Consider the following 25,223-nt stretch of genomic DNA (forward strand, 5'->3'; position numbering starts at 1 on the left):
TGCTCAATGCAACGGCAACGGCAACGGCCAAAGCCAGAGCGGCATTCCGTGGGTTGGTGGGGCGGTGTCGGACTGCGGGGACGCCGCAAGTACGTCCCTGTAGGCTTGGCAGCCGCATCCATGCGGCTGACACCCCGCAATCCGACACCGCCCCACCTTCGACAGGTTCACTCGGCTGTTGGTAGGTGTCGACCTTGGTCGACACGTCTGTCAGATATCGAAATGTATCCGGGGTCAGAGCCGTTCCGACAGACCGCAGAAAACTGTCGAAGGCGGGGTGGGTCCGGTTGCGGGGGCGTGAGCGCCATGGATGGCGCGACCGAGCCTCCATGGGTGAGGGCGCTTTGCTTGCGAAGCACCGCTTCGCAAGCGCCCGAACGCACAGCCGCCAGCGGCTGGGCCGGACCCCGGAGGGGGATTCACGGCGTCCCCCGCAACCGGACCCACCCCGCCATCCCCCAGGAAGCCCGCGCTGTTGCAGTTGCTTTGGCTGTTGCTGTTGCTCCGGCTCCTGCGGGTGCAGGGCTGCAAGCCCTGCCGAGCAACACCCCCTCGTGCACAATGGGGCCGACCCCGCCTGGACCCCGTCCTGATGTCGAGCAAGCCGTATTCAGAAGCCTGCGAGCGCAACCGCGAACCCATCGCCACTGCACTCGACCCGTGGATGGGCGACCGTCATCGGGTGCTGGAGATCGGCAGTGGCACCGGCCAGCACGCGGCCTTCTTCGCCGAACGCTGGCCGTGGCTGCGCTGGCAGCCCAGCGATCATCCGGACCATCTGCCCGGCATCGAGGCCTGGCGTGCGGAGGCCGCGCTGCTCAATCTGCTGCCGCCGGTGGCGCTGCAGGTGGAACTGCCCCCGGCGCCGGGCCTGTCGTTGCCCGAGGGCAGCACGTTCGATGCCGCATTCAGCGCCAACACGTTGCACATCATGAGCTGGGAGCACGTGCAGGCGCTGTTCGCCGCGCTGCCATCGGTGATGCGCCACGGCGCGCTGCTGGCGGTGTACGGCCCGTTCAACTACGGCGGCCGCTACACCAGCGACAGCAACGCGCAGTTCGATGCGTGGCTGAGGACGCGCGATCCTCGTAGCGGCATCCGCGATAGCGAAGCGGTGCAGGCGCTGGCGGCCGACAATGGCTTCACCCGTCTGGGTGACGTGGCGATGCCGGCCAACAACCGCCTGCTGCTGTGGCGGCTGGGCTGATCAGGCGTCCGGCGACATGCTGGAAAGGCGTGCCGCTGCAGCGCGCAGCCCGTTGAAAATGGGTTCGGACACGTTTACGGGGAAATCACTTGGGAGCTGACGCGTGACCTGCTCGATGGCGGGTTCGACGGCTGCGATCAGCGCTTCGATCCACGGCTCTGCACCATCAGCGACACCACAGGCGCGTGCGGTTTCGTTCCAGTGGCGTCGTCGCACAAGGTGCAGCTTCCGGTGGTGGTTCTTGCCCTGGACGGACATGGCGAGCTGTGCATTCCGCGGGTCGAGCTGGTTTGGCCCCCTGCCCAGGATGGGATGCACCGACAATACGTCGTAGACGGGCGTCAGGCGGAAGCGTCCATCGACTTCGAGGTAGACACTGAAGTTCTTGGCATGTCCATCGGTTGCAGCCAACATCCAGAAAAGAATCTGCGTCTTGAAGAAGGTCTCGCGATCCTTGAAATGCTCGGATTGTCGAAGCAGATCCATGATGGTCACGATGCCTGGGCCGCCATCGGATTCATACTTCCTGGCGGCGGGCAGACCGAAGACCTGGCACATGTCTTCCTGCGGCAGCCGCAGCCACCACCGGCGATCCGCAGAAAGGCGGCGGTCGAATCGCTCCACAATGAGCGCGCGTTCGTCCTTGAAGCGTCCCATCTGCGTATTCGCAACGGGGATTCCAAAGGCGGAAAGCAGCTGCATGCACAGCCATTCGTTCTCGACGGATTGGTGCATGTCCGCCCGCATGTTGCCCACAATGCCAAGCGGCAGCTTGAAGATATGGGTGGATGGGGTACTGCCGGTAGGAATGCACCACTGGCCAGCATGCAGCAGAAGTCCCGTCTTCTCCTGCGCACCGGCGATGGATATGCGGAACGCATCATCACTGGTGGGTGTGCCAGGCAGGTTCCCTGTCGTCACCTGACGCAGGATCGCAGCGACGCCTGATTCGTTCAACGCTTCGCACGTAATTTGCTGGATGTCCCCCGGTGTATGCGAAAGCGGCAGCAGTTGCGCTGCGCCGACGCAATCCCGGCCAATGGCTTCGAGAAGATCGAATGTGTCGCTGCTGCGCGTGGAGAACCTGTCGCGGATCCGGTTGCGGATGACACCGTTGTCGGGAAGAAGGTTGTCGAAGTAGTTGTTGACGACATTGCCCCGATGGCTCTCGCCCTCCGGGAGCAGGGGCAGTGAGAGTGACAACGGCCGGGACTGGGCGGAGCTGATCCACGAGTCGACGTACGAAAGCCGGGAAGAGCCGCTCCGGACATCATCCCAGAGCGCGACCTCGACACCATTCATCCAGACCCGCAGCGTACCCATGGCTCACCACTCCAACGTTGACGTTGTCTCCGGGGGACTTCGCTGCTGCAATCTGACTTCCAGACCCAGCACTGCCCAGACCCGCATCAGTCGTTCGAAGCTTGCCGATGCCGGGTCGCGCTCTAATGCGCCTACTGCCTGGCGGCTTATGCCGAGCTGTGCCGCCAACTGCGCTTGGCTCAGGCCCGCCTGGCGCCTGAACGCACGCATCAGCGGTGCCAGTTGTTGAGGTGTCCTCACCGTGTGCAGCGGCCTGTCCATATCGGCAGTCCCCGAGAAAGTGACCGTACGCGAGCGTGTACGCAAAGGATAGGTTGCATTACGACAAGCAACCTATCTCTTTCCTTCGCTGGAGGCAACCTATCGATTGCTATCTCAGTATGCAATCAATAGGTTGCTTTTGCGCCGTCAGCGGCGCTCAAGCCACCTGCACGATATGCAGCGCCTTCGGGTTTCGCCACTGCGCCAGCAGGGCGGCTTCGCGCGCCTTGGCCTGCTCGAAATGCGCTTCCTTGACGTGGCCGAAGCCTCGGATGTGCTCGGGCACGCTGGCGATTTCCACCGCCAGTGCCAGGCGGCCGTCTTCCAGGCCGTCCAGCAGCAGCTGCACGGTGGCCTCGTAGTCACCGATCAGCTTGCGCTCCATGCGGCGTTCCTCGGTGCGGCCGAACACATCAAGTCGGCCGCCACGCAGGAACTTCAGCTTGGCCAGCAGGCCGAAGGCCTTGAACATCCACGGGCCATATTCCTTCTTCAGCAACCGGCCCTGCTCGTCCTTCCTGGCGAACAGCGGCGGTGCCAGGTGGAAGCGCAGCTGGTAATCGCCCTCGAACTGCTGCTGCAGGCGGCGCTGGAAGTCGCCACTGGTATACAGGCGGGCCACTTCGTACTCGTCCTTGTAGGCCATCAGCTTGAACAGGTAACGGGCTACGGTCTCGGTCAGCGCGGTGGAACCGCCGATGCGGTCGGCTTCGGCGGCGCGCACGCGCTCGACCAGGCTGCGGTAGCGGTTGGCGTAGGCAGCGTCCTGGTACTCGACCAGGAACGCGGCGCGGCGCTCGATCATTTCATCCAGCGAGCGCGACAGGCGGGCGTCGTCCAGCGGCAGGAACGCAACATCGCCACCGTGCGAGGGCAGGCCACGCAGTTCGCGTTCGTCGCCGGTGTTGCGCGGTGCGGCGGTGGCACCCCATTCGTTGCCCTCCCACTCGCCCGGCGGCAGCGGGTGCAGCGGGCCCGGAGTGGATTCGGTATCGGTGTGGCGGTTGCGCACCAGGCCGGCGGCCTGCTGCACGGCCTGCGGGTCGACCACGGCCAGGCGGCCCCAGGCGAAGGCCTGCTGGTTCATCGCCACGGCCGCACCGTTGAGCTCGATGGCGCGCATCAGTGAATCGAACGACAGCGGCACCAGGCCCTGCTGCCACGCATAGCCGAGAATGAACAGGTTGGCGGCGATCGCATCGCCCAGCAGCGCGGTGGCCAGCTGGGTGGCATCCAGCAGCAACGGCTCCTGGCCGCCCAGCGCCACGCGCACACCGGCCACGATGTCGGCGGCGGGGAACTGCATGTCCGGGCGGGTGGTGAAGGTACCGGGCATCGCTTCGTAGGTGTTCAGCACCACCTGCGAACGGCCGGCACGCACCTTCGACAGGGCCCAGTAGTCGTTGACCACCACCATGTCGCAGCCCACCACCAGGTCAGCCTCACCGGCGGCGATGCGCACGGCGTGGATGTCTTCGGGACGACGGGCGATGCGGATGTGCGTGGTCACCGCGCCGCCCTTCTGTGCCAGGCCGGTCTGGTCGAGCACGGTCGCACCCTTGCCTTCCAGGTGGCCGGCCATGCCCAGCAGCGCGCCGATGGTCACCACGCCGGTACCGCCGACGCCGGTGATCAGGATGTTCCAGGGCTGTTCGAGGGTGCCGCGGATGGCCGGTGCCGGCAGGTTGTCCAGCAGGGTGGAAGCATCGCGCTTGCTGCCCTTGCGCGGCTGGCCACCGTGCACGGTGACGAAGCTCGGGCAGAAACCGTTCACGCAGGAATAGTCCTTGTTGCAGTTGGACTGATCGATCTCGCGCTTGCGCCCGAACTCGGTTTCCTTCGGTAGCACCGACACGCAGAAGCTCTTCTTGCCGCAGTCACCGCAGCCTTCGCAGACCAGCGAATTGATCAGCACGCGCTTCTGCGGATCTTCCAGCTTGCCGCGCTTGCGGCGGCGGCGCTTCTCGGTGGCGCAGGTCTGTTCGTAGATCAGGATCGAAACCCCCTTCACCTCGCGCAGGCGCTTCTGCACCTCATCCAGCTCGCTGCGGTCGTGGAACTCGACGTCGCTGGGGAAGTGCTCGCGCTGGCCGGTCCACTTGCCGATGTTGTCCGACAGCACCACGATGGTGTGGATGCCTTCGGCGCGCATCTGCTTTGCGATGTCCGGCACGCTCAGCGGGCCGTCCACCGGCTGGCCGCCGGTCATCGCCACCGCGTCGTTGTAGAGGATCTTGTAGGTGATGTTGACGCCGGCGGCGACCGCCTGGCGGATCGCCAGCGAGCCGCTGTGGAAATAGGTGCCGTCGCCCAGATTCTGGAATACGTGCGGGGTGTCGGTGAACGGCGCCTGCCCGGCCCAGGTCACGCCTTCGCCGCCCATGTGAGTGAAGGTGTCGGTGCTGCGGTCCATCCAGGTCACCATGTAGTGGCAACCGATGCCGGCCAGCGCCCGCGAGCCTTCCGGCACCTGGGTAGAGGTGTTGTGCGGGCAGCCCGAGCAGTAGTGCGGTACGCGCGGGAAGCTGGCGCGCGGCAACGCAAGCTCGGCTTCCTTCTCCTGCATCCACTGCAGGCGCTGCTCGATCGATTCGTTGTTGAAGAACTTCTGGATGCGGCGACCGATCACGCCGGCGATGGTGGCCGGCGTCAGCTCACCGGTGGACGGCAGGATCCATTCGCCGCTTTCATCGTACTTGCCGACGATGGACGGGCGCTGGCCCCAGCTGGCCGGCCAGTTGAAGAACTGTTCCTTCATCTGGCGCTCGATGAAGGCACGCTTCTCCTCCACCACGATGATGTCTTCCAGGCCCTGCGCGAAGCGCGCGATGCCCTGCGGTTCCAGCGGCCAGGTCATGCCGACCTTGTACACGCGGATGCCGATGCCGGCGCACGCGGCTTCGTCCAGGCCCAGGTACTCCAGCGCCTGCAGCACGTCCAGGTAGCTCTTGCCGGTGGTGACGATGCCCAGCCGCGCGCGCGGCGCATCCATCACCACCTTGTCGATGCCGTTGGCGCGGGCAAAGGCCTGTGCGGCCTTCACCGCATAGCGGTGCAGGCGCATTTCCTGGTCCAGCGGCGGGTCTGGCCAGCGGATGTTGAGGCCACCCGACGGCATCTCGAAGTCTTCCGGCAGCACGATGCGGCGCGCCATCGGATCGACCTGCACCGACGCCGACGATTCCACCGTCTCGGCGATGGTCTTGAAGCCGACCCAGCGGCCGGTATAGCGGCTCATCGCCCAGCCCAGCAGGCCCATGTCGAGGATGTCCTGCACGCCGGCCGGGTTCAGCACCGGCATCATCGCGCTGACGAACTCGTCCTCGCTGCCGTGCGGCAGCGTCGAACTGCGGCAGGCATGGTCATCGGCGGCCAGTGCCAGCACGCCACCGTAGCGCGAGGTGCCGGCGGCATTGGCGTGCTTGAACACGTCGCCGCAGCGGTCCACGCCCGGGCCCTTGCCGTACCACATGCCGAACACGCCCTGCACGTTGGCGCCGGGGAACAGGTTGGTCTGCTGCGTGCCCCACACCATGGTGGCGCCCAGGTCCTCGTTCAGGCCCGGGGTGAACTTCACCTTGGCTGCTTCAAGGTGCTTGCGCGCGCGCCACAGCTCCAGGTCGAAGCCACCCAGCGGGCTGCCACGGTAGCCGCTGACAAAGCCGGCGCTGTCGATGCCTTCGGCGGCGTCGCGCAGCCGCTGCATCAGCGGCAGCCGCACCAGCGCCTGCACGCCACTCAGATAGATCCGCCCCTCGCTGCGGGTGTACTTGTGGTCGAGCGTGTAATCACGGTCGAGCAGGTCGGCGGACGAGGGCGAAGTGAGTTGCGCGGTACTGGTCATGGCTGGCCCGGTAGGATCGGCTGGCACCGGCCGCGTGCAGGCACGCGGCGGGAAAGGCGCGAATTGTAGCAGCGGGGCCGCGAGGCCCCGGCACTCGCGCCCGCGGCGGTGCTGGGGTTAGGATCGGGGAGAGAGAGGGAGGCTGCAGTTGCGGCCTGGGGAGAAGGGATGTCAGTTCCAGGAAAGATCCTGGCCAGCGTGCTGCTGGCCTCGGGAGTGGCCACGGCGTGGGCCGCGCCGGCCGTGCCGGCACCACAGGAGTTCTACTTCGACAACGACCTGGCGGCAACGCCGATGGTGGCGGTGCAGGGCGAGGGCGATGAGCTGGTGGCCCAGCTGGTCAAGCTGCGTGAGCGCGGCCGCCGCGCGGTGGAGGCGACGGTGCAGCTGGCATCGGTGGCCGGTGCGCAGGGCCGGGGCGAGCTGGCCGAGCAGCTGTATGGCGAGGCGATGAAAGAGGCGCCGGCACAGAGCAGCAGCGGCCGCAGCGTGCGCTGGAACTACGGTTGGGACCTGCTGCGCCAGGGCAAGCCGGAGGCGGCGCTGGAACAGTGGCTGGTATCGGCCAGCAACGCCCGTACGAAGCCCACCTGGGTGCCACCGACCTATGCGTTGGCATTGTGGCGGATGGGGCAGAAGCAGGAGGCGGTGCAGTGGTATGCGGCTGCGGTACGCACCGAGCCGACGCAGTGGAGTACCACGGCCAACTATGGGCAGCTGCTGCCGCAGTGGCGTGAGGATGAGCGCGCGTCGCTGGCCGAGGTGCAGCAGGCCTGGGCGGCCGCACCACCTGCCTGGCCCTGAGGGAAGGGGTTCGGCCGGGTTGCACCCGGCACCCGCAGAGGCAACAGCTGAAGCAACAGCAACAGCCGAAGCAACAGCGGGCTTCCTGCGGGATGGCGGGGCACTGTGGGTTTGCGGGGCCGCCGTAAACCCGTCCTGGGGGCTTGGTCGCCGCATCCATGCGGCTCACACCCCGCAAACCCACAGTGCCCCGCCTTCGACAGATTCCGGCAGCTGTTGGTAGGTGTCGACCTTGGTCGACACGGTAGATCCACGCCATGCGTGGATGAATCTGTAACGGAATCGACTATTCGATATCTGATCGAAATGCAGCCGAGTGTGGGCTCGGCTCTACAGGAAGCGGCCAGCCAACCGGCTTTTGCTTCTGCTCTTCTTCTTTTTTCTTTTCCGTGGCGGACGCACTCGGAAATTGTCAGAGGCCGGGCGGGGTGGGTTCGCGGGGGTGTCCGCGGCATGGATGCCGCGGCCAAGCCCCCATGGACGGGTTGACGGCGTCCCCCGCGAATCCATCCCGCCCGGCCAAGCGCGGCTTTTGATGTTCACAGTCAACCAGCCGCCACGAGGGGCTGCGCCGTTCGCTGGAAACCCCTCAGTCGTCCGCGGAAACCGTCCGCCCCGACGCCCACGCACGCAGTGCTTCTACCTGCTCTGCCATCAGCACCGACAGCGGTCGGGTGGCGCGGATCTCGGTCATCAGCAGCTCGGTGTCCAGCGGCCGGCCCTCGGCATGCGCCGCATACAGGCCAGCCACGATCGCCTGCTCGATCTCGGCGCCGGAAAAACCATTGGCGGCCGCCGCCAGCGCGGGCAGCGCGAAGTCGTCGGCGTTGAGCTGGCGCCGGCCCAAGTGCAGCCGCAGCAGTTCCACGCGCACGTCGGGCGAGGGCAGATCGACGAAGAAGATCTCGTCGAAGCGGCCCTTGCGCAGCAGCTCGGCGGGCAGCTCGTGCACCTGGTTGGCGGTGGCGACGATGAACACCGGTGCCTTGCGTTCGGCCATCCAGGTCAGCAGGTAACCGAGCACGCGGCGTGACACGCCGCCGTCCTCGCCTCCGCTGGCCAGGCCCTTCTCGATCTCGTCCATCCACAGCACGCAGGGCGCGAGTTGTTCGGCCGAGGCCAGTGCCTGGCGCAGGTTGGCTTCGGTCTCGCCGTGGTACTTGTTGTACAGCGCGCCCACGTCCAGGCGCAGCAGGGGCACGCCGAAGCCGGCGGCGGTGGCCTTGGCCAGCATCGACTTGCCACAGCCCTGTACGCCCAGCAGCAGCATGCCGCGCGGCGGGTCCAGCCCGGCCGGGGCGGAGCCGGCAATGAACGCCACCCGGCGTTGGTTGATCCAGCGCTTGAGCCGGTTGGCACCGGCCACATCGCCGAAGCGCGCGCTGTCATGTTCGAAGAACAGGTGGCCGCTGCGGTTGAGCAGCTCGAACTTCAGCCGCGCCAGCTGTGGCAGGTCGTCGTCGCGCAGTGCGCCATCGGCGTAGATCAGCTGGCGCGCGATGCGCCGGGCATCGACCAGGCTCAGGCCCTGCAGGTTCTTCAGGATTTTCTTCACCGCCTCGCTGTCGACTTCAACCCGGCGGCCGCCATGCTCGCGCGCATAGGCGTCGGCCTCCTCGCGCAGCATCTTCAGCAGGGCATTGGCATCGGGCAGGCGCGGGTTGAAGCGCACGGCCAGCGCTTCCAGCTCGGCCGGCAGCTCCACTTTGGCACCGATCAGCACCAGCACATGCGGCTCGCTGTGGCGGCGCTGGATCAGGTCGCGCAGGGCGCGCTGGTGGCTGGCATAGCCCAGGTAGGGGTGGAAATCGAGCAGCAGGTAGACCCCGCGCTGCCCGGCCTGGCGGATCATCTGCAGGGCCGCGCTGGCGTCGGGTGGCCCGGCCGGCGGATCTTCGCTGTCCAGGTCGATGCGGCGCAGGCCCTCGGTGATCGACCACCGGTGCAGCGCCCGCCAGACGTGCATCAGTGTCTGCCGGAACAGGTCGACGATGCGACCCTCGTCCTGGGTCTCGATCACGATCAAGGGGGTGTTGGCGCGGATCAGTGCGCTCAGGTCCTGCAGCTCGCTCATGCCGGTTCGATCCTTCGGGGGCGCCACGATAGCAAAGGCGATGGCCGCTGGTTCAGCACGACGCTACCTACCGTCACCATCACCGGTGTACGCTCGGGGCACGTACCCGGAAGCGAGGCTGGCATGAAGACGATCCTGGTGGCCGGTTCCAAGGGCGGGGTGGGCAAGACCACCGTCGCCACCCACCTGGCCGCGTACGCGGCATTGCAGGGCAAGGCCACGGTGATTGCCGATGCCGACCCGCAGGGTTCCAGCACCCGCTGGGCACAACGCCGTGCCGGGCTGGAAAGCGCGGTGCTCCCCATCGACGTGTATCGGAAGAAGCAGTGGGCGCAGAAGCTGCCCGACGGCACCGACACCGTCATCATCGATGCGCCGGCCGGTGCCCTGGCTGACGATATTCCCCATTTCCTCGATGCAGCCGACGCGGTGGTGGTACCGGTGCTGCCCTCGGCGCTGGACATCGAAGCGATCGTCGGCTTCCTCAACAGCCTGGCCCAGAACCCGCGCGTGCACAGCCGCAAGCTGCCGGTGGGGCTGGTGCTCAACCGTACCAAACCATGGACCCAGACCTCGCAGCAGGCGCTGCAGATGCTGGGTGAATGGCCGTACCCGGTGGTCGCGCAGCTGCGCGACAGCCAGAGCTATGTGGTCATGACCGGCCTGGGCCGCAGCCTGTTCGACTACCGCTCGGCCCAGGTGCGCGAGCACCAGGCCGACTGGGAGCCGCTGCTGTCCTGGCTGAAGCTTTGATGCCTGCGTCACTCTTTCTGCTGCATCCTCTTCTTCATGGAAACCCGCGATGCGTGAACTGATCCTGCTGCGCCATGCCCATGCCGAACCGGCTACCCCCGGCCAGGCCGACCTCGACCGGCCGTTGTCGCCGGTGGGGCTCGCCGAAGCCGAAGCCGCCGGCAAGTGGCTGAAGGAGAACAACCTGCTGCCGGACTGTGTGCTGTGCTCACCGGCGCGGCGCACCCGGGAGACCCTGGAAGCCGTGCTCGGCACCATCGGCTATGTCGAGAAGCGCCTGGAAGACCGCATCTACGAGGCTACCCCCGGCACCCTGGCGGCGCTGGTGGACGACCGCCGTGACCTCGACCGGGTGCTGATCGTCGGCCACAACCCCGGCCTGGAGCGCCTGGTGGCGTTGATGACGGAAGGCACCAGCAGCGACTATCGCGGCATGCCGCCGGCCGGCATTGCCGTGCTCGGCTTCCCGCGCGAGGCCTCGATCGAGCCGGGCGTGGCCAGCCTGAACGCGTTCTGGTGGCCGTGATCCAATGAGCCTGGCGCGGCGCAGCCGCTTTCTGCTGCCCGTGCTGCTGGCTTCCGGCGCGGCCTGGGCTGCCGCGCCACCGCCAACGCCCTTGCCGCCGGTGGTCGCTGAAGCGCACCGGGTCCTGCACCTGGATACCCAGCGCTCGCAGATCGGTTTCGAGGTGCGGACCCGCTTCGGGCAACGCATCGAAGGCCTGTTCCCGCACTTCGAGGGTCGCATCGAGATCCTCTCCGACGGCCGCCACCAGGTGCACCTGAAGATGTTCACGCGCTCGGTCGAGATCCCCGGCAAGGCGCGCTACACCGGCTGGATGCGCGGCGAGGAGTTCTTCGACGCAGGCCGCCACCCGGTGGTCGAGTTCGACTCGCTGCCGTACTGGCCGGAGACCGTGGAAGACGGGGGCGACATCAACGGGCGGCTGACCCTGCGCGGGATCAGCCACCCCGAGACACTGAAGGTCGAGAAGGCGGATTGCGCCCGACCCGGCTATGATTGCGACGTCGTCAGCCGCGGTACCGTGCAGCGAGGCCGGTATGGAATGGACAGCTGGCAGCTTGCCTTGAGTGACCGAGTGACCTTCGTATTGCGAGCGCGCCTGAGCGAGGCGCCGAAACCGTGAACCTCCTGCTGCGTGTACTGGCGCTGGCAACCGTGTTGCTGGGCAGCGGTTGTGCATCGCTGTCCAATGCCGAGCGCGACCGCGCCGAAGCGATCGCCGTGCAGGCGCGCTCGATCCAGGTCGACTGTCAGCGCGCCGACCGCTGCGCACAGGATTCGCCGCTGCGGGCGCTGGCCGGCCGGGCGTTCACCGAATCCACCCCGGAGCAGCCGCGCCACTACGCCACCCTGCTGGACGAGGGCGAGGGCGCCCTGGTGGCGCGCCTGAACCTGCTGCGCAGTGCCACCCGCAGCATCGACCTGCAGACCTACATCTTCGACAAGGACGACAGCGCGCGGCTGGTTATCGACGAACTGCTGGCCGCGTCGCGGCGCGGGGTGAAGGTGCGCGTGCTGATCGACCAGCTCTCGGCGATCTCCGACCTGCAGATCCTTGGCGCATTGTCCGGCGCCCACCAGAACTTCCAGCTGCGGGTCTACAACCCGACCTTCGGCAAGGCCCGGCTGAACTACTTCGATTACGCCGGCAGCGTGCTGTGCTGCTTCCGTCGCTTCAACCAGCGCATGCACAACAAGCTGCTGGTGATCGACGATGCGATCGGCGTGGTCGGCGGCCGCAACTACCAGGACGACTATTACGACTGGGATCGCGAGTACAACTTCCGCGATCGCGACGTCATGATCGCCGGCCCGGAAGCGCGGGCGATGGCGGCCAACTTCGATGCGTTCTGGCGCGCCAAGCGCAGCGTGCCGGCCGAGCGCCTGAATGACGTGGGCCGCACCCTGCTGCGCGAAGGCGTGCCGGTGCTGCCGCCCGCCACGTTCCGCCGCCCGGAGCGGGTGCAGCGGGTCAGCGCTGAAGCCAATGACATGGAGTTCGTCACCCGTTCCTTCGTGGATACCGCGCTGCCGGTGGCCTCGGTGCGCTACGTCGCCGACCTGCCGCGCAAGCACCGCCGCGAGAAGGCCGATGCCCCGCTGGCCGGCCAGCATGTGACCGAGCCGCAGCTGGACGCACTCATTGCCGGTGCGCAGAAGGAAGTGATCCTGCAGACGCCGTACCTGGTGCTGTCCAAGCCGGCGCAGAAGCTGTTCCGCGAGCTGCGCAAGCGCCCGCAGCCGCCGCGCGTGGTGGTGTCCAGCAACAGCCTGGCGGCCACCGACAACCCGATCGTGTATGCGCTGTCGTACAAGTACAAGCGACGCAACATGCGCGAACTGGGCTTCAACATCTTCGAGTACAAGCCGTTCCCGCTGGATGCACCGGTCGACTACCGCAATCTGCTGCCCGACCCGATCGCCGCGCCCGGAGGCGACGACGACGGCGGGCGCAATCCGCTGATCGGCGGCAGCGCCGCTGGCAGCAATGCCGGTGGTGGCAGCGAAGGGGATCTGGCCGCGCCCCGCAAGCAGGTGGCGGTGCATCATCCGCGTACCGGCAGTGCCTACCAGAACGCGCGCGAACGTCGCCGCGCCGCCGGCAGCGAGGTGGAAACGCGCCTGCTGCGCACCGAGACGCGTCCGTCGTTCCTGGGCAGCAAGGCGGTCAACAAGCCGTTGCCGGTCACCCGCAAGGGCGCCCGCATGGGCCTGCACGCCAAGTCGCTGGTGGTCGATCGCCGCATCGGCGTGGTCGGCACCCACAACTTCGATCCGCGCAGCGAGAACTACAACACCGAAGGCGCGGTGATCATCGACGATCCGGTGTTTGCCGAGCAGCTGGCCGAGAGCATCCTGCGCGATACCCATCCGCAGAACTCGTGGACAGTGGCGCCGCGGGCCAAGCCGCCAGTGCTGTCGGGCCTGAACTACAGCGTCGGCAAAGCCTCCGAAGCGCTGCCGATCCTCGACTTCTGGCCGTGGCGCTACGCCACCGACTACGAGTTCAAGCCCGGTCCGGACTGCCCACAGCCGCTGCCACGGCAGGACCCGGCGTTCCACAACTGCTACGTCGCCGTCGGCGACTTCCCCGAAGTCAACGTCGGCCCGAAGTGGCTGCTGGTGCGCATGCTGACTGCATTCGGCGCCGGCCTCGTTCCCATCCTCTGAAGGTGCCCGCATGACCCAGGTATTCCGCGAAGCCGTTTCCATCGAGCAGCTCAACGCGCTCAGCCGCAACACGGCGATCGAATCCCTCGGCATCGTCTTCAGCGCTGCGGGCGAAGACTGGCTGCAGGCCACCATGCCGGTGGACGAGCGCACCCGGCAGCCGTACGGCATCCTGCACGGCGGTGCCTCGGTGGTGCTGGCCGAGACCTTGGGCAGCAGCGCCGGCAACCTGTGCGTGGATACCGGCAAGCAGATCTGCGTGGGCCTGGAAATCAACGCCAACCACGTGCGCGCCGTGCGCTCGGGCACGGTCACCGGCACCGCCCGCGCGCTGCACGTCGGCCGCAGCACCCAGCTGTGGGAGATCCGCATCGAAGACGAGCAGGGCCGGCTGGTGTGCATCTCTCGGCTGACCCTGGCGGTGGTGGCCGCCGGCCACGGTTGAGCCCCCGGCGGGCGTGTTGACGGCGGCAGAACCCAGCGTTCCCCGCCGATTGCCCCGGTCAATGGCGGTTATGGCCTAAATCGGCTGGCAGCTGCTGCGGCGCTCCGGTATCGTGCGCGGATGACTTCCCCCACTCCGGCCCCCCGTGGCGGCGTGGCGCGTGTGTGCCGTTACCTGTACCGCGTACCGCTGCTGTTGGTCCACATCATCGTGTTCCTGCCGCTGATCCTGATCGGCATGCTTCCGCCGTGGGGCGAGCTGCGCGTGGGCGAGGATACCTTCGGGGCGAAGGTGGTGAACTGGTGGCAGGGGGGCCTGATGTGGATCTTCGGCTTCCGCCTGTCACGGGTGGGCCAGCCCTTGCCCGGTGCCGTGCTGTTCGTCGCCAACCACGTCAGCTGGGTGGACATCAGCATCCTGCACAGCGAGCGCATGATGGGCTTCGTCGCCAAGCGCGAAATCGCCAGCTGGCCGCTGGTCGGTTGGCTCGCCGCGCGCGGGCAGACCATCTTCCACCAGCGCGGCAATACCGAATCGCTCGGTGGCGTGATGCAGGTGATGGCCGATCGCCTGCGTGCCGGCAAGGCAGTAGGCGTGTTCCCGGAAGGGCGCACCCGCGGTGGCCATGAAGTGGGGCCGTTCCATGCCCGCATCTTCCAGGCCGCGGTCGAAACCGGTGTTCCGGTGCAGCCTGTGGCGCTGGTCTATGGGTTCAAGGGTGACGCACAGACCATCGTGGCATTCGGCCCGGGCGAGAGTTTCGCCGCCAATTTCCTGCGCCTGCTGGGTGAGCCGGCGCGGCATACCGAAGTGCATTTCCTGGAGCCGATCGGTACCCAGGACCTGGAAGGCCGTCGACGCATCGCGGAAACCTCGCGCGCGCGCATCGTGGCGGCCATGAGCACCGGCTGAGGGCACGGTGGCCCTGGTCCCGCCACCCGTCCTGGACGCCGGTACACCGACGTTGCATGCGACTGACTACCAGCCGCCGCGCTGGCTGCGCAATCCGCACCTGCAGTCGATGCTCAGCTCCAGCCGCATGCGCCTGCAGCGCGGCCTGCTGCTGCTGGCCGCCACCGGTGCGGTCAGCGAAGAGCTGATCCTCGACGGCGGTGATGGCGTGCGCCTGCAGGGCTGGCACAGCCATGTCGAAGGCCGCGAACCGAAGGGCATGGCCCTGCTGCTGCATGGCTGGGAGGGCAGTGCCGAATCCAGTTACATGCGCATGGCTGCCGCGCGCATGATCGAACAGGGTTTCGATGTTGTGCGGCTGAACTTCCGCGACCATGGCAACACCCACCATCTGAACCCCGGCATCTTCCACTCCAACCTGATCGATGAAGTGGTGCATGCCGCGGGTGACATCGCCCAGCGCTGGCCGCAGCTGCCGCTGGTGGCCGCCGGCTATTCGCTGGGTGGCAACTTCGTGCTGCGCCTGGCCCTGCGCGCGCCGGCTGCCGGCGTGCCGCTGCTGCGGGTGGCCTCGGTGTGCCCGGTGCTGGACCCGGGGCTGACGATGGAGAGCATCGAAAACGGCCCGGCGATGTACGACTGGTACTTCCGCCGCAAATGGGCCGGCTCGCTGCGCCGCAAGCGCGATCTGTTTCCCGAGCTGAGCGACTGCGACGATCGCGTGCTGAAGCTGGACATCCGTGCACTGACTGCCTGGCTGGTCGAACGGCACACCACCTTCGGCTCGCTGCAGGCCTATTTCGATGGCTATTCGATTGCCGGTGACCGCCTGTCCACCCTGCAGGTGCCGGCCGACATCCTGATGGCGCAGGACGACCCGGTGATCCCGTACGCGACCTTCAGCGATTGGCAGCTGCCGCGCCAGGCGCACCTGGAAACCGCCTGCTGGGGAGGCCACTGCGGCTTCCTGGAAAACTGGCGGGGTGACGGCTTCTCCGAGCGCTGGGTGGCACAGCGCCTGCAGCGGGTGCTGGCGGGCTGAACCGGCACCGGTGCGTGGACCGCTACAATGCGGGTTTGCACTTGAACCGGACCGCCATGCAAGACCAGATCATCCAAGCGTTGCGCCAGAACCAGGCCGACCAGGCCGTGCAGCTGGCCCAGGCGTGGACCCGTGATGAACCCGGCCAGGCCGAAGCCCACCGCTGGCTGGCGCTTGCGCTGCAGCAGCAGGGCAAGGCCGAGGATGCGATGGAGGCGCTGCAGCAGGCGTTGCAGCTGGCCCCCGATGATGCCCAGCTGCACCTGCAGCACGCTGGCCTGCTGCTCGCCCTGCGCCAGTACCAGGGCGCTGACGAAGCGCTGGCACGTACCACCGGGCTTGACCCGAACTCATTCGCCGCCTATCTGATGCAGGCGCACCTGGCGATCGGCCGCAACGACTTCGATGAAGCCCAGCGCCTGTCCACGCTGGCCTCGCGCGTTGAGCCGGACCACCCGGAACTGCTGACCATCGACGGCATGATCGCGCTGCGCCGCGACGACCCGGATCGTGCGCTGACGCTGCTGTCGGCGGCCAACCAGGCGCAGCCCAACGACACCCGCGTGCTGTACGCACTGGGCTTCGCCTACCTGGGCAAGGACATGCTGGCCTTCGCCGAGCAGGCGTTCCGCCGCGTGCTGGAGCTGAACCCGGCCATCAGCTCGCTGCATGGCCTGGTAGTGCAGTTGGCGCTGCGCCAGGGCAACCTGGAGGCGGCTGCCGAAGCGATGCAGATCGCGCTTCAGCAGGAAGGCATGGATACGCCGTCGATGCGTCGCCTGGCCGGTGAACTGTCGCTGCGCGGCGGCCAGCCGCTGCAGGCGCTGGACCATCTGCTGCCGTTGCTGGAATCGATCCCCGACGACCGCCAGGTGCTGCAGCTGCTGCTGATGTCCTGGCAGCGCCTGGGCCGCGAAGACGAGGCGCGCGCGCGCCTGGACGCGGCCCTGGAACAGCATCCGCAGCTGCACGACCTGTGGCTGGCACGCCTGGCCGTGGAAGAAGTCGGCAGCCCGACCGCCGCGGCGACCGTGGAGCGCTGGATGGACGCGATGCCGGGTCATCTGCCGGCACTGGAAGCACGCCTGCGCCTGCATGACATGGTGGGCGAACACGAACAGGCCGAAGCCATCGCCGAACGTATCGTCAGCCTCGAACCGGGCCGCGTCAGTGGCGAAACACGCCTGGTCGAAGGCCTGCTGCAGCGTGATCCGGTTGCCGCGATCGCGCGCGTGCAGGCGCTGATCGACAGGGCGCCGGACGGCCATCGCGCCGACCTGCGTACCTGGCTGGGTGAAATCCAGGACCGCGCTGGCCAGCCGGAACAGGCGCTGCAGACGTGGATGGCGCTGCAGGCCGACCAGGCACCGCAGCGCCTGCCGCTTCCACCGCAGGCCAAGGCGCCGCCGAGCTGGCCGGAGAAGGGCGAGATCGACAGTGATGCCAGCTCCGCGCCGATCTTCCTGTGGGGTGCGCCGGGTTCGGGTGTGGAGCGGGTTGCGACCGGCCTGGCGGCCGCCAGCCCGGTGCTGCGCAGCGACCGCTACACCAGCAATCCGCCGGATGATGCATTCCAGAACTACCACACGCTGCAGGACCTCGCCTCCGGCGTGCTGACCCCGGAGCGGCTGGTGCAGCGCTGGCGCGAGCAGCTGCCGGCGCGTGGCCTGCAGGGCGATGCCGTCATCGACTGGCTGCTGTGGTGGGACAACGCCCTGCTGTGGGCGCTGCGCCCGCAGCTGCCGCAGGGACGACTGGTGCTCGTGCTGCGTGACCCGCGCGACATGCTGCTGGACTGGGTGGCCTACGGCGCTGCCGCTCCGCTGGCGATGACCTCGCTGGCTGAAGCCAGCGAATGGCTGGCGCGCGGGCTGGCGCAGGTTGCCACCCTGCATGAGGAAGAACTGTATCCGCACGTGCTGCTGCGCATCGACCAGATCGGCAATGATCCGCACGCGATGGCCGAGCTGCTGGGACGCCTGTTCGAGCGGCAGATGCCGCCGGCCGCACAGCTGGGCGCACCGCGCTTCCCGCCGGGCCACTGGCGCAACTACCGCGACGTGATGAGCGCCGCCTTTGCCAAGCTCACCCCGATTGCGGTGCGCCTGGGTTACCCGGAAGAGTAAGGAGAAGCCGATGCAACTGAGCAGCCACAGCCTGACCAACGGCGCGCCGATCGACCGCGCGTTCGCCGCCGGCGATGCCACCGGCTTCGCGCCGGACCGCAATCCGCACCTGGCCTGGAACGGCGCACCGGAAGGCACGCGTTCGTTCCTGCTGGTGTGCGTGGACCCGGATGTGCCGACCGTTGCGGAAACGGTCGGCCGCAGCGACATGACCGTGCCGCGCGACCAGCCGCGCTGCGACTTCGTGCACTGGGTGATGGCCGATATTCCGGCCTCGGTGCAGGAGATCGCCGCCGGCAGCTGCAGCGATGGCTTCGTGGTGAAGGGCAAGACCGCACCGGCTGGCCCGGCGGGCAGCCGCCAGGGCCTGAACGACTTCACCGGCTGGTTTGCGGGCAACCCGGACATGGCCGGCGATTACCTGGGCTATGACGGCCCCTATCCGCCGTTCAACGACGAGCGCATGCACCGCTATTTCTTCCGCGTGTTCGCGCTGGATGTGGCCTCGCTGGAGCTTCCGGCGCGCTTCACCGCCGCCGACGCATATCGCGCCATGCACGGCCACGTGCTGGCCGAAGCCGCACTGCATGGCACCTACACGTTGAACCCGGCGCTGGGCTGAGCGGCACGATGGGTAGAGCCGGCCGCTGGCCGGCTTTGCTTCTGTAGTGTCGAGCCATGCTCGACTCACCGTAGAAGCAGTCGAGCATGGCTCGACTCTACACAACGAAGAAGGGCGACCTCGCGGCCGCCCTTCTGTCGTCTTACTTCTTCTCGATGGCCGACTCGACCACCATGTCCAGCACGTACGCCTGCGACGGCGCATCGGCCGGCGGGTTCTTCACTTCGTAGCGCTTCACGCGCACCACGTTGCGCACGCCGTCCTCGTGGGTGTAACCCTCGATGTTGCCGTAGAAGTTCTCGAACTTGCCCGGCTCACCCTGCTTCAGGCCCTTGTCGTCGAACTTCACTTCACGCACCTGCAGGCACTGGTAGTCCGGGATCAGCGGGTGCGAGCACTTCTCGGTCTTGGCGGCCACTTCCAGGAATACGGTCTCGCCGGCGCCGCCGTAGCGGGTTTCAGCGGTCGGTTCCGGGTTGAACACCAGCACGTCGCCCTTCGCGTTGGTCAGGGTCAGCTTGCCATCGGCATCCTGCTCGGCCTTCAGCTCGCCCTGCAGGCGGCTCGACACGGCCTCGTCCAGCGCCATCAGCGCCTTGTCGGTGCAGGCCATCATGGTCGAGGCCATCGCACTGACCGTCAGCTTGCCGTCGGCCAGGGTGTAGCCGCCACCCATGTGGTTGCAGGCGTTGCTGACCGACAGGCGGCCATCAGCGAAGTCCAGGGTGACCGGCTTGTCTTCGCGGGCGAACAGCGCGTCGATGCGCTTGCCGTCGGCGGCGGTGGCCTGCTGCAGCAGCCAGTGCTGGCTCTGCAGGCGCTGCGCGTCCAGGTGCGCCAGCGTCTGCTGGTCTGCTGCCTTGGCCGCGGCCGGGGCCACGTCGTCGCCGCCGGTGCCGGCCGGGGCCGGGGTCTGGCTGCAGGCGGCCAGCAGGGCCAGCGGGAGGAGCAGGGTGAGCTTGCGGTTCATGGTGATTCTCCTTGGGGAACCGTGGGGGAAACGGGGTGGGGCCGGCAACGGGGTTACCGTGCCCCGGCGCTGTTCAGCTGCCGGACGGCAACCACAGCAGCAGCGCGGCGCCCAGCGCGATGCGGTAAAGCGCGAACGCGGTGAATTTGTGCGATTTGATGTAGCCCATCAGCCACTTCACTACGACGAAGCCGGTGACGGCCGCGGCAAGGAAGGCCACGCCCACCTCGGTCCAGTTCTCGCTGCCCAGCTGTCCGGCCTTGGCCATTTCCAGGAAGGTGTAGGCGCTGGCGGCGAACATGGTGGGAATGCCGACCAGGAACACGAACTCGGCGGCGGCCGCGCGGCGGCTCAGGCCCAGCAGCATGGCCAGGAAGATCGCCGAGGCCGAACGCGAGGTGCCGGGGAACACGCCGGCCACCACCTGTGCCAGGCCGACGCCGATCGCCACGGTCCAGGTCACCTGGTCGCGGTCGGGCAGGCGCGCGGTGTAGGCCTCCACCAGCAGCATCCAGATGCCACCGATGATCAGTGCCCAGGCCACCGGGCTGACCGTCTCGGGCAGCGACCAGCCGGCTTTGCGCACCACCAGGCCGACCACGGCGGTGACCAGGAAGGCCGCGCCCAGCTTGAATACGTACTCGCGGTTCTCGCGCTGCCCGAAGCCGGTGGCCAGCTGCAGCAGGCGCTGGCGGAACACCAGTACCACCGCCACGATCGCGCCGGCCTGGATGACGATGTTGAAGAAGTCCGAACGGGCACCCAGCCAGTGCTGGGCGATGAGCAGGTGGCCGGTGCTGGAGATCGGCAGGAACTCGGTCAAGCCTTCGAGGATGCCCAGCAACAGGGCGGAGAGCAGGTCGGACATGGACGGTGCGGGCACGCGCGGCAGGAAGGAAGAAGGTCGAGAGGATAGACGATCACTGCCGCACCAAACGGGTGCGTCCGCTGTCGGCTGCACCCATTTGGTGCGCACGGTTCTGCACCGCTGCGGGGCGGCCTTATTGAAATCAATGACTTGCAGCCTACGAAAAGTTGGCACGGTCGTTGCTGTACCTCAGCAGGCATTCATCCCCATCCGAGGTCGTACCGATGTCCGTGGAAAACGTTGAGAAGCTGATCAAGGACAACCAGATCGAGTTCGTCGACCTGCGCTTTGTCGACATGCGTGGTGTCGAGCAGCACGTGACCTTCCCGGTCAGCATCGTCGAGCCGTCGCTGTTCGAAGAAGGCAAGATGTTCGATGGCAGCTCGATCGCCGGCTGGAAGGGCATCGCCGAATCGGACATGGTGCTGCTGCCGGATACCGCCAGCGCCTACGTCGACCCGTTCTACGCCGATCCGACCATCGTGATCAGCTGCGACATCCTCGATCCGGCCACCATGCAGCCGTATGGCCGTTGCCCGCGCGGCATCGCCAAGCGCGCCGAGGCCTACCTGAAGTCCTCCGGCATCGCCGAAACCGCGTTCTTCGGCCCGGAGCCGGAATTCTTCATCTTCGATTCGGTCCGCTTCGCCAATGAAATGGGCCACACCTTCTTCCAGGTCGACTCGGAAGAAGCGGCGTGGAACAGCGGCGCCAAGTACGACGGCGCCAACAGCGGCTACCGTCCGGGCGTGAAGGGCGGCTACTTCCCCGTTCCGCCGACCGACACCCTGCACGACCTGCGTGCCGAGATGTGCAAGACCCTGGAACAGGTCGGCATCGAAGTGGAAGTGCAGCACCACGAAGTGGCCACCGCCGGCCAGTGCGAGATCGGCACCAAGTTCAGCACCCTGGTGCAGAAGGCCGACGAACTGCTGCGCATGAAGTACGTGATCAAGAACGTCGCGCACCGCAACGGCAAGACCGTCACCTTCATGCCCAAGCCGATCGTCGGCGACAACGGCAGCGGCATGCACGTGCACCAGTCGCTGTCCAAGGGCGGCACCAACCTGTTCTCCGGTGACGGCTACGGTGGCCTGAGCCAGCTGGCGCTGTGGTACATCGGCGGCATCTTCAAGCATGCCAAGGCCATCAACGCCTTCGCCAACTCGGGCACCAACAGCTACAAGCGCCTGGTGCCGGGCTACGAAGCACCGGTAATGCTGGCCTACTCGGCCCGCAACCGTTCGGCTTCGTGCCGCATTCCGTGGGTGTCCAACCCGAAGGCACGCCGCATCGAAATGCGCTTCCCGGATCCGATCCAGTCCGGCTACCTCACCTTCACCGCGCTGATGATGGCCGGCCTGGACGGCATCAAGAACCAGATCGACCCGGGCGCACCGAGCGACAAGGACCTGTACGACCTGCCGCCGGAAGAAGAGAAGCTGATCCCGCAGGTCTGCTCCTCGCTGGACCAGGCGCTGGAAGCGCTGGACAAGGACCGCGAGTTCCTGAAGGCCGGCGGCGTGATGAGCGATGACTTCATCGACGGCTACATCGCGCTGAAGATGCAGGAAGTGACCAAGTTCCGCGCGGCCACCCACCCGCTGGAATACCAGCTGTACTACGCCAGCTGACCGGTGGCGATGGCGGTGGGCTTCCCCCTCCCACCCGCCGCCATCGCTTCCGTCTTCGCGGCTGGGGAGCCGCAGGGCGGGCCCCGGTCCGCCGTGGTAGAGCGGACCCCGACCCGCCGTGGTAGAGCGGGCCGCTGGCCCGCTGCAGTAGAGCGGACTGTTGGTCCGCTGAAACAGGGGCAAGAGAGACCGGATACGCGACCAGGGCCGCCCTCCCTCCCGCGTCGGTCGTGCAAGGAGAGAGGCACGGCCGTCCCGGCCCTGTACGTGTCCGGTGCAACAGCCACGGCCATCATCCTGATGGCCGCTGGTTGCCTGATGCCATCGCGCGCTGGCGCGCTGGCCCCATCCACCCTCGGGACATGCGCATGAAACTGATCTCCGCCATCATCCGGCCGTTCAAGCTCGACGAGGTCCGCGAGGCCCTCTCCGACGCAGGCGTGTCGGGCATCACCGTGACCGAAGTGAAAGGCTTCGGCCGCCAGAAGGGCCACACCGAGCTGTATCGCGGCGCCGAGTACGTCGTCGACTTCCTGCCCAAGATCAAGATCGAAACCGTGGTCACCGATGAGCGTGCCGACGCGGTGATCGAAGCGATCCAGTCGTCGGCAGGCACCGGCAAGATCGGTGACGGCAAGATCTTCGTCACCGCCGTCGAACAGGTCATCCGCATCCGCACCGGCGAAATCGGTGCCGACGCGCTGTAACCCCTTTCCGGAGACTCCCCCATGAAGATGCGCCTTCTCACCGGGTGGCAAGCCCGGTTCCACTTCGTGTGCCTGTTGATGCTGCTCAGCGCGCTGGCCGCCGGTGCGTGGCCGGGCAGTGCCCACGCTCAGGCCCAGATCTCGCCGCTGCCGAGCGAAAGCGTGGCGGTCGAACCGCTGCAGGATCCGGTCGCTGCGGCCGCCGCACCGGCCGCGGCTGAAGCCGCCGCGACCTACGACCATGGCGACGTGGCCTGGATGCTGACGTCCACCCTGCTGGTGTTGCTGATGGTGGTGCCGGGCCTGGCGTTGTTCTATGGCGGCCTGGTGCGTTCGAAGAACGTGCTGTCGGTGCTCAGCCAGATCCTGGTGGTGTTCTCGCTGGTGCTGCTGCTGTGGGTGGCCTATGGCTACAGCGCGGTGTTCAGCGCCGGCAACCCGTTCTTCGGCTCGTTCACCGAATTCGCCTTCCTCAAGGGCTTCACTCCGGAGTCGGTCGGCAACACCCCGATCAAGGGCCTGCCGGACTACCTGTTCGTCGCCTTCCAGTCGACGTTTGCTGGCATCACCACCGCGCTGATCGTCGGCGCGTTCGCCGAGCGCATCAAGTTCCGTGCGGTGCTGCTGTTCTCGGCGCTGTGGTTCACCCTCAGCTACATCCCGATGGCGCACATCGTCTGGGGTGGCGGCTACCTGGGTGAGATGGGCGCGATCGATTTCGCCGGTGGCACCGTGGTCCACATCAACGCCGGTGTGGCCGGTCTGGTCGCCGCGTGGTTCGTCGGCAAGCGCCTGGGCTATGGCCAGACCGCGCTGAAGCCGCACAACGTGCCGTTTACCTATATCGGCGCGATGCTGCTGTGGGTCGGCTGGTTCGGCTTCAACGCGGGTTCCGCCGCTGCCGCCGATACCGTCGCCTCGCTGGCCTTCCTCAATACCGTGCTGGCCACGGCCGCTGCCGTACTCGGTTGGACGCTGGTGGAAGCGATCAGCAAGGGCAAGCCGTCGGCACTGGGCGCGGCCTCGGGCGCAGTCGCCGGCCTGGTCGGCATCACGCCGGCCTGCGGCACCGTCGGCCCGCTCGGCGCGATCATCATCGGCTTCGTCGCCGGCGTGGTCTGCGTGTGGGGTGTGACCGGTTTGAAGCGCCTGCTGAAGGTGGACGACACCGCCGACGTGTTCGGTGTGCATGGTGTCGGCGGCATCGTCGGCGCGATTCTCACCGGTGTGTTCAGTGCGCAGTCGCTGGGCGGCACCAAGGCCGATCTGGATATCGCCCATCAGGTCTGGGTGCAGGTGGTCAGCGTCGGCCTGACCGTGGTCTGGTCGGCGGTAGTGACCACGCTGATCCTGCTGGTGGTGCGCAGCGTGGTCGGCCTGCGCGTGACCGAGGAAGCCGAGCGCACCGGCCTGGATGTGACCTCGCACGGCGAGTCCGCGTACGAGGCCTGAAATAGCGGCCGAGCTGCTGCATTGATGTTGTGGGTGCCGACCGTTGGTCGGCACTTCTACTGGTCTGGTAGGTGCCAAGCTTGCTTGGCACTGGGTCTGGGTCTGCTCTGGTGGGTGCCGACCACTTGGTCGGCACGGCAGCATGCATCATCGCGCCTGATCGCGCACAATCGGGCCATGCACCCGATCCGCACCGCCCTGATGCTCTCGGCCTGCCTGCTGCTGGCCGCCTGTGCCTCCGCGCCGCAGGAAACCCGCAACCCGCTCGCCACCTGGGTGTCGTCACCCAACCAGAATGCGCGCACGCCGGTCATCATCGTCATCCACCACACCGAACAGAAATCGGTGCAGCAGAGCCTGCGCACGCTGCGCACCGCCAACAGCGGTGGACCAGTCAGCGCGCACTACCTGATCGGTGCCGATGGCCATCGCTATCAGCTGGTTGCCGATGAGCGCCGTGCTTGGCACGCCGGCGCCGGGCGTTGGGGCACCATCACCGACCTCAACTCGGCATCGATCGGCATCGAGCTCGACAACGATGGCCGCAGCCCGTTCAGTGCGGCGCAGATCGAATCGCTGATCGTGCTGCTGCGCGATCTCACCACCCGCCTGAACATTCCGCCGCGGCAGGTGATCGGCCATGCCGACCTGGCGCCGACACGCAAGCAGGACCCGAGCCGCTTCTTCCCGTGGCAGCAGCTGGCCGAGGCTGGATTCGGCGTATGGCCACGCGCCGCCGACGGGGCTGCGCCGGAAGGCTTCGACGCGTGGAATGCGCTGGCCCGCTTCGGCTATCCGCTCGACAACCGGGACGCCGCCGTCGCTGCCTTCCACCGCCGTTTCCGTGGCCGCGACGACCTGCCGAAGACACTGGATGCTGAAGACGCCCGCATTCTGCATTCCCTGCTGCTGCAGACGCCGTGAGCCGGCGCATGAACGCTTGGCCCAGCGCTGGGTTGCCGCCCAGCGGCCGGCACTCCACC

Annotated in this window: 21 protein-coding genes; 15 read left to right on the plus strand and 6 right to left on the minus strand. The window is 67.2% G+C overall.

The features are described 5' to 3' along the window. Window positions 1–592: 592 nt before the first annotated feature. Window positions 593–1,207, plus strand: a complete 615-nt coding sequence (locus ACZK2R_RS00405; RefSeq protein ID WP_065724053.1) for a DUF938 domain-containing protein — start codon at window positions 593–595, stop codon at window positions 1,205–1,207. On the opposite strand, the gene ACZK2R_RS00410 is transcribed toward ACZK2R_RS00405, so the two are convergent. From ACZK2R_RS00410 to ACZK2R_RS00420, 3 genes are all read right to left on the minus strand, one after another. Further along, entirely contained in the window at window positions 1,208–2,530 is a 1,323-nt protein-coding gene (locus ACZK2R_RS00410) for a type II toxin-antitoxin system HipA family toxin (RefSeq protein WP_180837760.1), read from the minus strand. Between the two features lie 3 nt (window positions 2,531–2,533). Beyond that, window positions 2,534–2,791 carry a helix-turn-helix domain-containing protein gene (locus ACZK2R_RS00415; protein ID WP_004134030.1) on the minus strand — a complete coding sequence of 86 codons (258 nt, stop codon included), beginning with the start codon at window positions 2,789–2,791 and terminating at the stop codon, window positions 2,534–2,536. A 157-nt stretch (window positions 2,792–2,948) separates the two neighbouring features. Continuing rightward, the gene (locus ACZK2R_RS00420) at window positions 2,949–6,635 is read right to left on the minus strand and encodes an indolepyruvate ferredoxin oxidoreductase family protein (protein ID WP_180837761.1); all 3,687 of its coding nucleotides are present in this window, start codon (window positions 6,633–6,635) and stop codon (window positions 2,949–2,951) included. 168 nt (window positions 6,636–6,803) lie between these two features. Between ACZK2R_RS00420 and ACZK2R_RS00425 the strand changes: the two genes are divergently transcribed. After that, the gene (locus ACZK2R_RS00425; protein ID WP_032128715.1) at window positions 6,804–7,439 is read left to right on the plus strand and encodes a tetratricopeptide repeat protein; all 636 of its coding nucleotides are present in this window, start codon (window positions 6,804–6,806) and stop codon (window positions 7,437–7,439) included. Between the two features lie 589 nt (window positions 7,440–8,028). On the opposite strand, the gene ACZK2R_RS00430 is transcribed toward ACZK2R_RS00425, so the two are convergent. Further along, the gene (locus ACZK2R_RS00430; RefSeq protein WP_180837762.1) at window positions 8,029–9,513 is read right to left on the minus strand and encodes an AAA family ATPase; all 1,485 of its coding nucleotides are present in this window, start codon (window positions 9,511–9,513) and stop codon (window positions 8,029–8,031) included. A 123-nt stretch (window positions 9,514–9,636) separates the two neighbouring features. Here ACZK2R_RS00430 and ACZK2R_RS00435 point away from each other — a divergent pair, with 123 nt between their 5' ends. From ACZK2R_RS00435 to ACZK2R_RS00475, 9 genes are all read left to right on the plus strand, one after another. Next, window positions 9,637–10,266 carry a ParA family protein gene (locus tag ACZK2R_RS00435; RefSeq protein WP_010487235.1) on the plus strand — a complete coding sequence of 210 codons (630 nt, stop codon included), beginning with the start codon at window positions 9,637–9,639 and terminating at the stop codon, window positions 10,264–10,266. 49 nt (window positions 10,267–10,315) lie between these two features. Then, window positions 10,316–10,792, plus strand: coding sequence for a SixA phosphatase family protein (locus tag ACZK2R_RS00440; protein WP_005407539.1), 477 nt, complete (start codon window positions 10,316–10,318; stop codon window positions 10,790–10,792). Between the two features lie 4 nt (window positions 10,793–10,796). Continuing rightward, complete coding sequence (locus ACZK2R_RS00445; protein WP_032128717.1) at window positions 10,797–11,414, plus strand: YceI family protein; 618 nt, start codon at window positions 10,797–10,799, stop codon at window positions 11,412–11,414. After that, window positions 11,411–13,462, plus strand: coding sequence for a phospholipase D family protein (locus tag ACZK2R_RS00450; RefSeq protein WP_125893044.1), 2,052 nt, complete (start codon window positions 11,411–11,413; stop codon window positions 13,460–13,462). Before ACZK2R_RS00445 ends, ACZK2R_RS00450 begins: the two co-directional genes overlap by 4 nt. 10 nt (window positions 13,463–13,472) lie before the next feature. Then, window positions 13,473–13,907: a hotdog fold thioesterase gene (locus tag ACZK2R_RS00455; RefSeq protein WP_032128719.1), complete on the plus strand. Its 435-nt coding sequence runs from the start codon at window positions 13,473–13,475 to the stop codon at window positions 13,905–13,907. A gap of 120 nt (window positions 13,908–14,027) precedes the next feature. Beyond that, window positions 14,028–14,819: a lysophospholipid acyltransferase family protein gene (locus ACZK2R_RS00460; protein ID WP_180837764.1), complete on the plus strand. Its 792-nt coding sequence runs from the start codon at window positions 14,028–14,030 to the stop codon at window positions 14,817–14,819. A 52-nt stretch (window positions 14,820–14,871) separates the two neighbouring features. Next, entirely contained in the window at window positions 14,872–15,861 is a 990-nt protein-coding gene (locus tag ACZK2R_RS00465; protein WP_050509830.1) for a YheT family hydrolase, read from the plus strand. Between the two features lie 56 nt (window positions 15,862–15,917). Then, the gene (locus tag ACZK2R_RS00470) at window positions 15,918–17,987 is read left to right on the plus strand and encodes a tetratricopeptide repeat protein (protein WP_049398186.1); all 2,070 of its coding nucleotides are present in this window, start codon (window positions 15,918–15,920) and stop codon (window positions 17,985–17,987) included. A gap of 10 nt (window positions 17,988–17,997) precedes the next feature. Continuing rightward, window positions 17,998–18,609, plus strand: a complete 612-nt coding sequence (locus ACZK2R_RS00475) for a YbhB/YbcL family Raf kinase inhibitor-like protein (protein ID WP_125893046.1) — start codon at window positions 17,998–18,000, stop codon at window positions 18,607–18,609. Between the two features lie 142 nt (window positions 18,610–18,751). Here the strand turns inward: ACZK2R_RS00475 and ACZK2R_RS00480 are convergent, their stop codons facing one another. Together ACZK2R_RS00480 and ACZK2R_RS00485 are read right to left on the minus strand one after the other, a co-directional pair. Continuing rightward, entirely contained in the window at window positions 18,752–19,579 is an 828-nt protein-coding gene (locus ACZK2R_RS00480) for an META and DUF4377 domain-containing protein (RefSeq protein WP_012509681.1), read from the minus strand. A gap of 73 nt (window positions 19,580–19,652) precedes the next feature. After that, the gene (locus tag ACZK2R_RS00485; RefSeq protein WP_012509682.1) at window positions 19,653–20,447 is read right to left on the minus strand and encodes an undecaprenyl-diphosphate phosphatase; all 795 of its coding nucleotides are present in this window, start codon (window positions 20,445–20,447) and stop codon (window positions 19,653–19,655) included. A gap of 224 nt (window positions 20,448–20,671) precedes the next feature. Between ACZK2R_RS00485 and glnA the strand changes: the two genes are divergently transcribed. From glnA to ACZK2R_RS00505, 4 genes are all read left to right on the plus strand, one after another. Further along, window positions 20,672–22,081: a type I glutamate--ammonia ligase gene (gene glnA / locus ACZK2R_RS00490; protein ID WP_004153533.1), complete on the plus strand. Its 1,410-nt coding sequence runs from the start codon at window positions 20,672–20,674 to the stop codon at window positions 22,079–22,081. Window positions 22,082–22,449: 368 nt separating this feature from the next. Continuing rightward, complete coding sequence (locus tag ACZK2R_RS00495) at window positions 22,450–22,788, plus strand: P-II family nitrogen regulator (RefSeq protein WP_004134334.1); 339 nt, start codon at window positions 22,450–22,452, stop codon at window positions 22,786–22,788. A gap of 21 nt (window positions 22,789–22,809) precedes the next feature. Then, the gene (locus ACZK2R_RS00500; RefSeq protein WP_071228817.1) at window positions 22,810–24,240 is read left to right on the plus strand and encodes an ammonium transporter; all 1,431 of its coding nucleotides are present in this window, start codon (window positions 22,810–22,812) and stop codon (window positions 24,238–24,240) included. Window positions 24,241–24,417: 177 nt separating this feature from the next. Next, the gene (locus tag ACZK2R_RS00505; protein ID WP_180837765.1) at window positions 24,418–25,164 is read left to right on the plus strand and encodes an N-acetylmuramoyl-L-alanine amidase; all 747 of its coding nucleotides are present in this window, start codon (window positions 24,418–24,420) and stop codon (window positions 25,162–25,164) included. Window positions 25,165–25,223: the final 59 nt, after the last annotated feature.

Source organism: Stenotrophomonas sp. 96582_Sma (genome assembly GCF_056480905.1).

Bases quoted from the DNA above. Each gene is read 5' to 3' on its own strand.
- ACZK2R_RS00405 (WP_065724053.1), top strand. From the start codon at position 593: ATGTCGAGCAAGCCGTATTCAGAAGCCTGCGAGCGCAACCGCGAACCC.
- ACZK2R_RS00410 (WP_180837760.1), bottom strand. From the start codon at position 2,530: ATGGGTACGCTGCGGGTCTGGATGAATGGTGTCGAGGTCGCGCTCTGG.
- ACZK2R_RS00415 (WP_004134030.1), bottom strand. From the start codon at position 2,791: ATGGACAGGCCGCTGCACACGGTGAGGACACCTCAACAACTGGCACCG.
- ACZK2R_RS00420 (WP_180837761.1), bottom strand. From the start codon at position 6,635: ATGACCAGTACCGCGCAACTCACTTCGCCCTCGTCCGCCGACCTGCTC.
- ACZK2R_RS00425 (WP_032128715.1), top strand. From the start codon at position 6,804: ATGTCAGTTCCAGGAAAGATCCTGGCCAGCGTGCTGCTGGCCTCGGGA.
- ACZK2R_RS00430 (WP_180837762.1), bottom strand. From the start codon at position 9,513: ATGAGCGAGCTGCAGGACCTGAGCGCACTGATCCGCGCCAACACCCCC.
- ACZK2R_RS00435 (WP_010487235.1), top strand. From the start codon at position 9,637: ATGAAGACGATCCTGGTGGCCGGTTCCAAGGGCGGGGTGGGCAAGACC.
- ACZK2R_RS00440 (WP_005407539.1), top strand. From the start codon at position 10,316: ATGCGTGAACTGATCCTGCTGCGCCATGCCCATGCCGAACCGGCTACC.
- ACZK2R_RS00445 (WP_032128717.1), top strand. From the start codon at position 10,797: ATGAGCCTGGCGCGGCGCAGCCGCTTTCTGCTGCCCGTGCTGCTGGCT.
- ACZK2R_RS00455 (WP_032128719.1), top strand. From the start codon at position 13,473: ATGACCCAGGTATTCCGCGAAGCCGTTTCCATCGAGCAGCTCAACGCG.
- ACZK2R_RS00460 (WP_180837764.1), top strand. From the start codon at position 14,028: ATGACTTCCCCCACTCCGGCCCCCCGTGGCGGCGTGGCGCGTGTGTGC.
- ACZK2R_RS00470 (WP_049398186.1), top strand. From the start codon at position 15,918: ATGCAAGACCAGATCATCCAAGCGTTGCGCCAGAACCAGGCCGACCAG.
- ACZK2R_RS00475 (WP_125893046.1), top strand. From the start codon at position 17,998: ATGCAACTGAGCAGCCACAGCCTGACCAACGGCGCGCCGATCGACCGC.
- ACZK2R_RS00480 (WP_012509681.1), bottom strand. From the start codon at position 19,579: ATGAACCGCAAGCTCACCCTGCTCCTCCCGCTGGCCCTGCTGGCCGCC.
- ACZK2R_RS00485 (WP_012509682.1), bottom strand. From the start codon at position 20,447: ATGTCCGACCTGCTCTCCGCCCTGTTGCTGGGCATCCTCGAAGGCTTG.
- glnA (WP_004153533.1), top strand. From the start codon at position 20,672: ATGTCCGTGGAAAACGTTGAGAAGCTGATCAAGGACAACCAGATCGAG.
- ACZK2R_RS00495 (WP_004134334.1), top strand. From the start codon at position 22,450: ATGAAACTGATCTCCGCCATCATCCGGCCGTTCAAGCTCGACGAGGTC.
- ACZK2R_RS00500 (WP_071228817.1), top strand. From the start codon at position 22,810: ATGAAGATGCGCCTTCTCACCGGGTGGCAAGCCCGGTTCCACTTCGTG.
- ACZK2R_RS00505 (WP_180837765.1), top strand. From the start codon at position 24,418: ATGCACCCGATCCGCACCGCCCTGATGCTCTCGGCCTGCCTGCTGCTG.